This is a genomic window from Arenibacter echinorum, assembly GCF_003259375.1.
Taxonomy (GTDB): domain Bacteria; phylum Bacteroidota; class Bacteroidia; order Flavobacteriales; family Flavobacteriaceae; genus Arenibacter; species Arenibacter echinorum.
Genome location: NZ_QLLN01000005.1, coordinates 159,588 through 172,028, shown reverse-complemented (window position 1 = coordinate 172,028; position 12,441 = coordinate 159,588). Strand labels below are relative to the sequence as shown.

7 protein-coding genes are annotated in these 12,441 nt (G+C 39.7%); 5 read left to right on the top strand and 2 right to left on the bottom strand.

What is annotated here, in order from left to right:
• The first annotated feature begins 82 nt into the window (after positions 1-82).
• Positions 83-1,012, top strand: coding sequence for a citrulline utilization hydrolase CtlX (ctlX, locus tag LV92_RS13975; RefSeq protein WP_111624274.1), 930 nt, complete (start codon positions 83-85; stop codon positions 1,010-1,012).
• A gap of 7 nt (positions 1,013-1,019) precedes the next feature.
• Here the strand turns inward: ctlX and LV92_RS13970 are convergent, their stop codons facing one another.
• Together LV92_RS13970 and LV92_RS13965 are read right to left on the bottom strand one after the other, a co-directional pair.
• Complete coding sequence (locus LV92_RS13970) at positions 1,020-2,504, bottom strand: BCCT family transporter (protein WP_262511302.1); 1,485 nt, start codon at positions 2,502-2,504, stop codon at positions 1,020-1,022.
• Between the two features lie 109 nt (positions 2,505-2,613).
• The gene (locus LV92_RS13965; RefSeq protein WP_111624272.1) at positions 2,614-3,039 is read right to left on the bottom strand and encodes a hypothetical protein; all 426 of its coding nucleotides are present in this window, start codon (positions 3,037-3,039) and stop codon (positions 2,614-2,616) included.
• A gap of 162 nt (positions 3,040-3,201) precedes the next feature.
• Between LV92_RS13965 and argS the strand changes: the two genes are divergently transcribed.
• The 4 genes from argS to LV92_RS13945 all read left to right on the top strand — a co-directional run bounded on the left by argS (position 3,202) and on the right by LV92_RS13945 (position 12,301).
• The gene (argS, locus tag LV92_RS13960; RefSeq protein WP_111624271.1) at positions 3,202-4,986 is read left to right on the top strand and encodes an arginine--tRNA ligase; all 1,785 of its coding nucleotides are present in this window, start codon (positions 3,202-3,204) and stop codon (positions 4,984-4,986) included.
• 194 nt (positions 4,987-5,180) lie between these two features.
• The gene (locus LV92_RS13955) at positions 5,181-7,466 is read left to right on the top strand and encodes a LamG domain-containing protein (protein WP_146613550.1); all 2,286 of its coding nucleotides are present in this window, start codon (positions 5,181-5,183) and stop codon (positions 7,464-7,466) included.
• A gap of 144 nt (positions 7,467-7,610) precedes the next feature.
• Entirely contained in the window at positions 7,611-8,879 is a 1,269-nt protein-coding gene (locus LV92_RS13950) for a Gfo/Idh/MocA family oxidoreductase (RefSeq protein ID WP_111624269.1), read from the top strand.
• Between the two features lie 20 nt (positions 8,880-8,899).
• The gene (locus LV92_RS13945) at positions 8,900-12,301 is read left to right on the top strand and encodes a DUF1080 domain-containing protein (protein WP_111624268.1); all 3,402 of its coding nucleotides are present in this window, start codon (positions 8,900-8,902) and stop codon (positions 12,299-12,301) included.
• Positions 12,302-12,441: the final 140 nt, after the last annotated feature.

Sequence of the window (12,441 nt, the reverse complement as noted above, 5' to 3'; positions counted from 1 at the left end):
ACCAAGAAATAAATGAACTAATTTTGCTCAAATTTAAAGCGGGAACGCTTTGTAATACACAATTTGAAAAGTGACTAATAAGATGCAAATTACCAATACAATTTTGATGGTGCGCCCAGTGAATTTTCGAATGAACGAGCAAACCGCAGTAAATAACTATTTTCAGGAGGACCTTGATCTAAAAAACCAGGTAATTAATGTGAAGGCACAGGAGGAGTTTGATGCTTTTGTACTGGTATTAAGGGAAAAGGGTATAAATGTTATCGTTGTTGATGACAAGAAGGATTTGGATACCCCAGATTCCATTTTCCCCAATAATTGGGTTTCCTTCCATGCCGATGGAACAGTGGGGCTTTATCCTATGTTCGCCGAGAATAGACGAAATGAACGAAGAGAAGACATTCTTGCCCTGTTGGAGCAGAGGGGGTTTGTTATAGAAAATGTAATGGATTATACCTCGGCAGAGGAAGAGGGCTTTTTTTTGGAAGGCACAGGTAGTGTTGTGTTGGATAGGGTAAATGAGAAAGCCTATTGTGCCCTTTCGGATAGGGCGGATGAGGATTTGTTTATAGAATTTTGTGAAGATTTTGAATATACTCCTATTGTATTCACGGCCAATCAATCCGTGGCAGGCACCCGAAAACCTATTTATCATACCAATGTAATGATGTGCTTGGCAGAAACTTTTGTAGTAATCTGTTTGGATTCGATCGACGATAAAAAGGAAAAAAAGAATGTAGTGAACCACTTAAAACAGGATGGTAAGGAGATTATAGCTATTTCTGAAAAGCAAATGCACCATTTTGCCGGGAATATGCTACAAGTCTTGGGAATGGGTGAAAAACGATATTTGGTAATGAGTACAGCGGCATACAATAGTTTAAAACCACAACAGATTCAAACTATAGAGAAGCATTGTGCCATTATCCATAGTTCTTTGGATACCATTGAAACCTGTGGTGGTGGAAGTGCACGTTGCATGATGGCCGAGGTATTTCTGCCTAAAAACTAATAGTTTTTTATTTTTTGTCGATCTCAGGATAACTCTTATTGTACCTCAATAGCTCCTTGAGAAATACTATGGCCATAAATACCATGAAAAAGGCAAAGGGCAGCGATGTAATAATCAATAACTTTTGGGCGGCAACCAATATATCTACCTCTGGTTTGGCATTGCCCAATAGAATTAGGGCAATTGTGGCCAGAAAGATAAACAGGGACCAAATTAAGCGATGCTTTTTGCTGGGGTCTTTTTTGCCTCTGTCAGAGAACATGCTCAGTACAAAAACAGCCGAGTCCACGGAGGTTACCAAAAACCCTATAAGCAATAGTATGGTAGTTATATTTAGGAAAGTGGCGAAGGGGTAGTTTCCAAAAAACACAAAGATGGAGGAAAACACTCCGTTAAATTCGTTGTTATAGCTTCCCCATCCCTCAATAAGTTGGAAGGCCGAGGTGCCAAATACTGAAAACCAAAAAAAGGTGCCCAAACTGGGGATGATAAGTACTCCCAATAGTAACTGCCTTAGGCTACGCCCTTTGGAAATCCTTGCAATAAAAATCCCGGTAAAGGGAGCCCATGCCAACCAAAAGGCCCAATAGTAGAAAGTCCAATCGGTAAGAAAAGTTATTCCCGGGTCGTAACTGCCATAGGCCAGGCTCATGGGTATGAAGTCCACTATATAATGAAGGGTGGCATATAGAAAATTACCGACTACCTTAAGAATATCACTTTGGAAAAAAGTAAAAAATAATACGGCCAGGGTAATAAGGATATTGATTTTTGAAAGTACCTGAATACCTTTGTCAACTCCTTTCCATGCAGAATAAAATGCCAATGCCGAAATAAGGGTAGTTAGAAATAAAGTAGTGGCCAGGCCAAAATTGGAGGAAGTAATGTGGATAAGGCCGCCGTTAATTTGGGTTGTCCCTAGGCCAATTGCCGCAACCAAGCCAAAAACCGTGGTCATAATAGTAAGCACATCAATACCTGTTCTAGCTGCTTTATTGTGCAATATATTTTCAATAGTTGAGCTGATCAATACTTTTTTCTTTCTAATAAAAAGATAATAACCTATGGTCATGGCAAAAAGTCCATAAAAAGCCCAAGCCGTAAACCCCCATTGATAAAAGGTAAATTCCAAGGCAAGGATATCTGAAGGTAAATCTGAAAAGTAGGGAGGATTTTGCTGCATAAAAACGGGTTCCTGTACTGCTCGGAGTAAAATTCCTGCTCCCATTCCTGCACTATAGAGCATGGCTGTCCATGCCCAAATTGTAAATTCGGGTTTTTCATTTTTTGTGCCCAGCTTTATTTTTCCTAAAGGGGATAATGCAATGGCCAACAAAAAAAGAACACATCCCAGTCCAAGATACAAATAGAAATATCCAAAATAGTTCCTTACCCAAATGGAGGCCATTTCAATAGCGTCATAGGTTTCCTCTGTAGCGAAAAAAACAATCAATGTGGATATCAAAAGGATTCCGATAGAAACGGAAAGCAATGGATTTTTACGATAAGAATTAAATATTTTGATAATACCGATTTTAAAACAAGGTAACGAAAAGCTTCATAGTTTTATGGGTGCCGGTGGGTAATTATACCGTAACCTATTATAGGTCCTCTATATTGGTAGGGGCATTGTCTGCCCTATACCCCAATAATTTTGTGAAAAATTTCTGAATGGCCTTGGTGTCCGATTTTATTTTGATAAAATACTGGTCCCTGTATATAGTATATAGGCCTAGATCGGTCTTGTATAGGGTAAACTTGTAGTATGGAATAATAAGTCCAAAGGTTTCCAGTAGGGATCTAAAACGAATTATGATGCCTTTTGGCCGTAATTCAATATTACAAGTGTTGGTATTATTGTCCAAGATCAATAAATTTTTAATTTCTACACTACTGTCAACAATGAATAATTTTGGAGATCCAATTCCGTCCAAGGCAAAGCGTTCCTTTAAGGTAAAAGGCTTGCCAACTTCTTCATCTATTTTTCTTGTAATTTCTTTATTGTTATAGGAAACGTTCAGCAACATAATTTTTATGGATATCCAGATTAAATCATCATACTAGGGCACTTCGTACCACATTGGATTATAAAGTTAAAAAAATCTTCCTTCTTTGTGGTCTACTTATCCCTAACAATAAGGGGAAAGAATAAAAAATGCTTAATTTTGCAGCCGTAAACACCGAAATTAATGAACATTCAAGAAGTCCTCGCGCAAAAGGTAAAAGAAGCCGTTACCTCTATTTTTAAAGTTGAATTGCCAACGGTAGAATTTCAACCTACACGAAAAGATTTTGCGGGCGATATTACTGCGGTTATCTTTCCTATGTTGCGATATGTAAAGGGAAATCCGGTACAAATAGGTGGGCAAATAGGGCAGTTCCTAAAAGAGGAAGTAGATGATGTGACCGATTTCAATGTGGTCAAAGGATTTTTGAATATTACCATTAGCAATGAATATTACCTCGATTTTTTTGAAGGAATAAGGAATCTGCAAGATTTTGGTTTTGTTTCCCAAAGTTCTAAGGATGCCATAATGGTGGAATATTCGTCACCTAATACCAATAAACCTCTGCATTTGGGCCATGTCCGAAACAATTTGTTGGGCTATTCAGTAGCAGAAATACTAAAGGCTTCCGGGAAGAAGGTCTATAAGACCCAGATTATTAACGACAGGGGGATACACATTTGTAAAAGCATGCTTGCTTGGCAACGTTTTGGTAATGGGGAAACACCAGAGAGTACAGGGCTTAAGGGTGATAAATTAGTGGGGAATTATTACGTAGCTTTTGATAAGGCATATAAGGCCGAAATTGCTACTTTGGTTTCTAATGGGATAGATGAAAAAGTAGCAGAAAAAGAGGCGCCAATCCTATTGGAAGCTCAGGAAATGCTTAGAAAATGGGAGGCCGGCGATGAAGAGGTGGTAGGTCTTTGGAAGACCATGAACCAATGGGTTTATGATGGTTTTGAGATAACCTACAAAAACATGGGGGTCGACTTTGATCAACTCTATTACGAAAGCAATACCTATTTGTTGGGAAAGGATTTTGTAGAGGACGGATTGCAAAGGGGGGTCTTTTATAAAAAGGAAGATGGTAGTGTGTGGATAGACCTAACGGACGATGGTCTGGATGAGAAAATTGTTCTCCGTTCAGATGGTACTGCAGTGTATATGACCCAAGATATTGGCACGGCCATACAAAGGGTAAAAGATAATCCTGATGTTAAAGGCATGGTCTATACAGTTGGCAATGAACAGGATTATCACTTTAAGGTATTGTTCCTCATATTGCAAAAGTTGGGCTTTGCCTGGGCAGAAAGACTGTATCACTTAAGTTATGGAATGGTGGACCTGCCCAGTGGGAAAATGAAGAGTAGGGAAGGTACCGTAGTGGATGCCGATGAATTAATGGATGATATGACCCAAACTGCTGCTGATATTTCCGAGGAATTGGGCAAGCTGGAAGATTACTCTCAAGAAGAGAAACAAGAGCTGTATAAGATTATAGGACTGGGAGCCCTAAAGTATTACATCCTTAAGGTGGATCCAAAAAAGAGAATCCTGTTCAATCCGGAGGAGTCCGTAGATTTTCAAGGAAATACCGGGCCTTTTATTCAGTATACTTATGCCAGGATCCAATCTATTTTGAGAAAGGCGGAAGAATTGGAGCAGAACCTGAACAGTTCTCAAAAGTTGACGGATTTACATGAGAAGGAGAAAGAGTTGCTAAAACAATTGCAGTTGTTTCCAGAAACTATCCAATTGGCGGCCGAAAACTATAGTCCGGCATTAATTGCCAATTACACGTATGATTTGGTTAAGGAATTCAATTCCTTTTATCAAAATGTTTCCATATTAGGGGAGCAGGATCAGAACAAAAAAATATTCAGGGTGCAATTGGCAAAAAAGGTTAGCGAGGTTATAAAGTCGGCCTTTGAACTTTTGGGGATACAGGTGCCAGATAGGATGTAGGCAAATCTTAGCCTTTCTCAGGGATAGCATTTCCAGGCGTTAAATTCAATTGTTTGGTACAGATATACTTCAGGTAATATCCGCCTGCGAAATTTTATTTATTCTTAGTAAATTGCGTAGTTAATAGAAATGCCCTATGCGGGATTATTAAGTATATATTGCTAAGAAGAATTCCATTTTCTAAATTTTGTTTGTTGTTTTTGCTTCTATTGTTGAAAGTAGGAACCGCACAGGAATTTCGACTTCTTTCTGAAGAGGATAAATGGGATATACGTCTACAGTCCCATGTTTTAATAGATATTGATCAAATAACAAGTAGTAATTTACCTGTTCTTCTTAATGGTAGAACTTCAATAGCCCTCTATATTTTAGACTATCAGGAAAATTACGATACTATTTTGGAGCAATTAATGGTAAAAAATGATTCGCTCATCCTGGTGACCGAAAACATTTTTAGCAAAGATCTTTTGTCCCAATCCTGGGTTCCACAGATATCTATGCAAAAGATAGAGGCTATTACATTGGATGCCTTGCCCAATGGTGAGGATGCCCTCGAATTTGATACTGTCAGGGAATTCGGCGTAGTTCGTGTGTTGGATAAGGAATTTCTTAATGATAGTGTTTTTGTAGATATTTGGAGGCGTTCTGGGAAAATGCCCAATTTCATTCAAATTGATCCCGAGTTGTTCCCTAAAGCAGATAGCCTTGTCTTCGACCTAAATATGGAGAGCAGGGTATTTGGAACAGTAAGGTCCAAATCTGGATTGTTGAACGGGGTAAGCTTCAAAAACCATCGGAACCTTATTGTAAACGGACATTTTAGTCTTCCAATAGATCCAATGGAAAGCTTACCGGTATTTATTCCGCACAAGGCCGGTTATTATTTCTCTCCCGATATTATCTATACAACCCCGGAAAATAGAGGTAATCTTAAAGAGTTTATTGGCTTTCCCTTAGATTTTGAATACGGTCTAACAGATCATTTTACTTTTGGCCCTACCATTAAAAATGCTATTAGAAAAAACGATAAGGAGCTTATCGTTAATAGCGTAAAGATTCAACAAGATGAGGTGCATGGAAAGGTGGGCCATTTTGATAAGGGGGCTTATGTAGATGCCGGATTGGATAGTAGAACGGCCTTGGAGGGAAGTTTTACCATCTCGTCATGGGTTAGGCCTACCGTCCTAACCAGTAACAACAGTATACTGGGAAAAGGGGATAATTTTGTCCTAAAGTTGCACGAAGGATTACTGACCTTTACCATGGCCGATATTAAGGACTACATATCACAGACGTCCCCAGTGCCATTAAATGAATGGACCCATGTGGCTTTAGTACATTCCAAGGTGAACAACGAACTGTTATTTTTTGTGAATGGGGTACAGACGGATAAGATTAAACTCATTGAGAACTATGATACCTCCGACTATAATATTGTAATAGGAAGTAATTTGTGGCAAGAATTTTTTATCGGATACTTGACAAATATTAAAATATGGAAACGTGAACTTAATGCTAATGAAATTGCCAAGGAATACCAAAAAATAGAAGTGAACGATGCGGACGTATCATCCCTTTATATAAAAATAGGAATAGCCATTGCTGCATTTTTGCTTATTTTCTTGGCGTTTAAGTTTTGGAAGAAAGGAACAATCAGGGCAAAGTTGTCGCCGGCACCAGAAAGACCGGTAAAGAAGTATCCCAGCAGGGACCAAAAGAGTTTAATCAATGCAGCTGAAAAAATACTTTGTTTTGGGTCTCTGCGAATCATAAATTCTGAAGGTTTTGATATTGCCAAAAAATTGTCCCCCAAGTTAAAACAGCTATTTGTTATTGTCTTGTTGCACAGCATTGGTGATAAGGATGGGATTAGCACCAAAAAACTTACCGAGGCACTTTGGCCTGGGATGAGCCCAAAGAATGCAAAGAATACGAGAGGGACCAATATACAGAACCTTAGGGCTATTTTGTCCGAAGCCAAGGAAATGAATTTGATTTTTCTGGACAAAAGTTGGTTTCTGGAAATCGGAAATAATTGTTTTTGTGATTATCAGGAGGTTTTAAATTATTTGAATGATTTGGGCAGAAGTGGTGTAACGGTCGCTTATTTGGAAGAACAATTGCCCCAACTGTTCTCTATTTTAAAGGCAGATCGGTTTTTTGTGAATATGAGCGATTCATGGTTGGATCCCATTGTTGAAAATATGAGCAATAGGATTATAGAATTCTGTTATGATATTTCAAAAATACTGGACATGGATAAGCATAGCGTTTTAATGTACGACTTGGCATCCGTCATGAATATCTACGATGATTTAAATGAACATGCGCTACAGATCAAATTGCAAATTCTTATAAGGCAGGGAAAATTAAGTTTGGCGCATACGGCCTACGACAATTTTGCCAAGCTTTATGAAAAAATTTATGGTGAGATGTATACCGTTAAATTTGAGGATATGGCGGTAAGTAATCCCCTATAGTAGCCATCAATATTTGAAAAAATTTATGCAAAACACTTTTTTTCAATATTGTTACCCCAAATATTACCCCTTTTTTTACGCATTACAGTTTTACTTTGTGGGTTTAAATATTGAAACTTCAATTAATTAATAGAATAAGTATAGATGGAGAAAAAATCAACCAGCCGTAGGGATTTTGTTAGAAAGTCACTAGTGGCAGCTGCAGGAATCAGTATAATTCCAAGACATGTCATGGGAGGGACGAATTTTATTCCGCCAAGTGATCAATTGACCAAGGCCGTAATTGGTGTTGGGGGCATGGGCCAAGGACATTTGGATTATGAAGGAACTAGACTTTTAGCTATTTGTGACGCTGATGCCAATCATCTGTCCAGCACCCTTCAAAAAGTGGGAAGTGGTGTAAAGGGATACCGTGACTTTAGGGAAGTTTTGCAGAGACCTGATGTGGATATTGTGCATATAGCCACTCCACCACATTGGCATGGTCTTATGTCTATTATGGCTGCGGAAGCAGGTAAGGATGTTTGGTGCGAAAAGCCAATGACAAGGACAATAGGTGAAGGTAAAAAAGTAGTGGAGGCTATGCAGCAGCACGGGAAAATGTTCCGCTTAAATACATGGTTCCGTTTTAAGGATAATTTTTACGGGATGGGTACTCCGGTAAAGAAGTTGAAAAAGGTAGTGGATAGTGGTGCTCTGGGATGGCCGTTAAAGGTCACCATTAGTGGGGTTACTGGATTTAACTGGAAATTTTACTGGGTGGGCAAGGAAAATCTTGCGCCACAACCTGTACCAGGAGAGTTGGATTATAATATGTGGCTAGGGCCAGCCCCGGAAAAGCCTTATCATCCACATAGGGTTCACGGTACCTTTAGGGGATATTGGGATTACGATGGCGGTGGATTGGGTGATATGGGCCAGCACTATATTGATCCTGTACAATACTTTTTAGGAAAGGATAACACCAGTCCAGTTAAGGTTGAGGTGGATGCACCAGAGCAACACTATGATGCCATAGGTACCTGGAGAAGAATTACCTATACCTATGCAGATGGTTGTCAAATTATCTTGGATGGCGAAAACAGGGATAAGGATGCTGCTTATATTGAAGGGCCTAATGGGAAAATATATAACGGATTTAAATCTACCATCCCCAATATAGAGGGCTTAATCAATAGTATACCAGATCCCGAGGAGCAGATTACCGTATTCTCGGAATCGGTAAAAACCAGACAGAAATTTGCCCTTAACGAGGAGAACGGTCACCGTTCCGCCACCGTTGTGAACATGGGCATTATCGCTTTGAGATTGGGGCGTACATTGGAGTTTGATCCGGTAAAACAGGAGTTTATCAATGATGAGGAAGCCAATAGATTAATAGATCAACCAATGAGGTCCTCTTGGGCTTATTAACCAAATACTAGAATTATAAAATGAATACATTATATAAAAACATAGGTGTGCTAATGCTATTTGTGGGCACACTTGCCATTAGCGCACAGGACAATAGAACCTTGGACACCAAGGTAGCCGATATTTTGATGCAATTGCCAACGGAAGACCTGGGTCATTCAGATCGCTTAATGCAGGAAATAATCGACTTGGGTGAGGATGGGATCCTAAAAATTACTGATAAGCTAGTTCCTCTAGGAACTGGGGATGATACCAAGGCAAGGTATGCCATACAGAGTGTGGCTATCTATAGTGGAGGGGAAGAATCCAAAATACAGAACGGTGTAGTTGAAAATGCCCTGTTAAATGCACTGGGGTCGGCCTCCAACAATGAGGTAAAGACCTTTTTAATGGATCGACTAATTTATGTTGGAACAGATGTAAGCGTTCCGGCATTAAGCAAGTATCTTTCCAATAACGACCTGTTTAAGCCTGCATTGGCCGCTTTAACGGCCATAGGTACAACTGATGCTTCATTGGCTATTCTAGAGGCTACAGAGGTAGGGGACGTAAATAAACAAGCTGCTTTTATAGAGGCTTTGGGAGCCTTACAATTTATTCCTGCAGAAGAAGTTTTGAAAGCTAGGGTAAATTCATCCTCAAAAATCGTTCAACAAAGAGCCTTGATGGCGTTGGCCGAAATAGGGAGTCCAACTTCTTATGAGGTATTGGAAAAGGCAGTTGAGAGCTCCAATTATCAAATGGATGATACTAAAAGTATTATAGCCTTTATCCACTATGGCAATAAACTGCAAAAGAAAGGCAATAAAGGCTTGAGTAACACTGTGGCCAACGCTTTGCTTAAGAATTGCAGGATGGACGACCAATTGCATTATCGCTCTGCAGGAATACATATATTGAGTGCCAATGAAGGCACTGCCTTTACCAAGACTTTGTTAAAGGAATCCAAGAACAGCAATAAGAATTATGTTGGAGCCGTATTGGATGCAGCCGGTTCCGACCTTTCGTCCACTGAGGTTGCGCTTTGGGCAAAACAGTATAAGAAGTCATCTTCTGAAATTAAGCCACTTATAATTCGAATGCTTGGCAAAAGCGATGAAACGGTTGTTTTTGATAAGGTTATTTTGAACGCGGTGGAAGACAAGGATGTTTCTGTGCGTGAAGCCGGAATAAAATCTTTGTCTTATCAAGATAAGAACAAGGCCTTGCCGGTATTGTTCAACAATTTAAAATTGGCTACTACCCCTGAGGAATATAGTGCCATTGAGGAAACCTTGTTGAGATTGTGCGATGCCAAGGATAGTGGGTTATTAGCTGGCCAGCTCCCCAATGTAAATGAGGCGGGCAAGGAAGTGTTGGTAAATGTCTTGGCGGCCAGGAATGCTACGGATCAATTTGATACCCTAGTGGGCTATATTGGTTCAGGAAGTGAAAATGTTACTGCTGTGGTCTACAAGGCTTTGCCGTCTATTTCATTGGACAAGGATTTTTCAACATTAATAAATCTATTGAACAAGACCGATAAGTCGGACAACATGAAAAATGCACAGCTGGCCATTTTAAACATTCTTGACGAAAGTAATGGCACATTTGCGGACGCGGTGTTAAAGGAATATAAGGAGGCTGCGGATAAGTCAAAATTATTGCCGGTGTTAGCTTCATTAAGTAACCAAGAAGCGTTGGAATTGGTATCCCAAATACTTTCTACAGGTAATGATAAAGAGAAAATGATTGCCTTGGATGCCTTGTCCAGTTGGAAAAACAATGATGCTTTGCCATCTCTTTTTAAAACGGCAACAACTAGCTCTGATGATGCCATAAGAAAAAATGCTTTTGATAACTATCTTTCCAAGGTAAGAGGATCGGATTATCCAGATGATCAGAAGTTGTTACTAGTCAGGAAATTAATGCCGGAGGCCAAAACCCTAGCTGAAAAGAAGCAGGTGCTTTCTGCAACAAGGAATGTAAAAACCTTTCTTTCCTTAATTTTTGTTTCCGAATATTTAAATGACAAGGACCTTTTGACAACAGCTTCAAATGTAGCAATTGCCATTGCCTTGCCAACTCCAGGTAAGCAGGATGGTCTAAGTGGTGAATTGGTCAGGGATATAGTCTCTAGAAGTATCGATAATCTTACAGGGCCGGATAGTCAGTATATTAAAATTGATGTAAAGGAGTTTTTAGATAAAATGCCCACAGATAAAGGCTTTGAATCGATCTTTAATGGCAAGGACTTCACAGGATGGGAAGGATTGGTGCAAAACCCAATTGCACGTTCCAAAATGTCCGCAAGAAAATTGGCGGCCGAACAGGCCAAAGCCAATGAGCAAATGATGAAGGATTGGTATATTGAAAACGGTGTTATCGGTTTTAAAGGAGAAGGTTATAATAATATCTGTACCGTTAAGGATTATGGCGATTTTGAAATGTTAGTGGATTGGAAGATTACCAATGGTGGTGACAGTGGTATTTATTTGAGGGGCACACCTCAGGTTCAAATTTGGGACATTGCCCGGGTAGATGCTGGTGCCCAAGTGGGTTCAGGCGGATTGTACAACAATCAGAAGCATGAGAGCAAGCCGTTACAAGTGGCGGATAACCCTATTGATGAATGGAATACCTTTAGAATAAAAATGGTGGGTGAACGTGTTACCGTACACTTAAATGGAGTTTTGGTTACAGACAATGTGGTCCTGGAGAACTATTGGGATCGCAAACAGGCTATTTTTGCCAAAGAGGCTATTGAGCTGCAGGCCCATGGGGAAGATTTGGGCTTTAGGAATATTTATGTGAGGGAAATTGGTTCTGGTGATGACCAGTTGACGGAAGAAGAAAAAAAGGAGGGTTTTAAATCCTTGTTGAATGGAAAGGATCTTGACCATTGGGTAGGAAATAAGACCGACTATATCATGGAAAATAATGAGCTTTTGGTACGACCTAAAAGAGGTGGACATGGCAACTTGTTTACAGCTGAGGAATATTCGGATTTCATTTTTAGGTTCGATTTTAAATTGACACCTGGCGCCAATAATGGTTTGGGTATCCATGCACCATTGGAAGGGGATGCTGCCTATGAGGGTAAGGAATTGCAGATTTTGGACGATACGGCCGAGATTTATGCCAATTTACAACCTTACCAGTACCATGGGTCCGTATACGGAATTATTGCTGCCAAAAGAGGGGCTCTGAACCCGGTAGGGGAGTGGAATTCACAAGAGGTAATCGTTAAGGGGAATCACGTTAAAATTACCTTGAATGGCACCGTCATTGTGGATGGAGATTGGAAAGAAGCATCCAAGAACGGGACGGCGGACCATAAGGAACACCCAGGATTGGAAAGGAATACAGGTCATATTGGTTTCTTGGGACATGGTGCCGAACTGGCCTTTAGGAATATTAGGATTAAGGATTTGAGCAACTAATTTGATTGATTATTTATTTATATGCCGGGAGTTTTGGATAGGTTCTATCATAAAGCTTCCGGTTTTTTATGACATATATCCAAGGCCATTATTTTTAGGTAAGTTGGTTGGTGATAATAGTGAAAATAGCTTGAGATCCA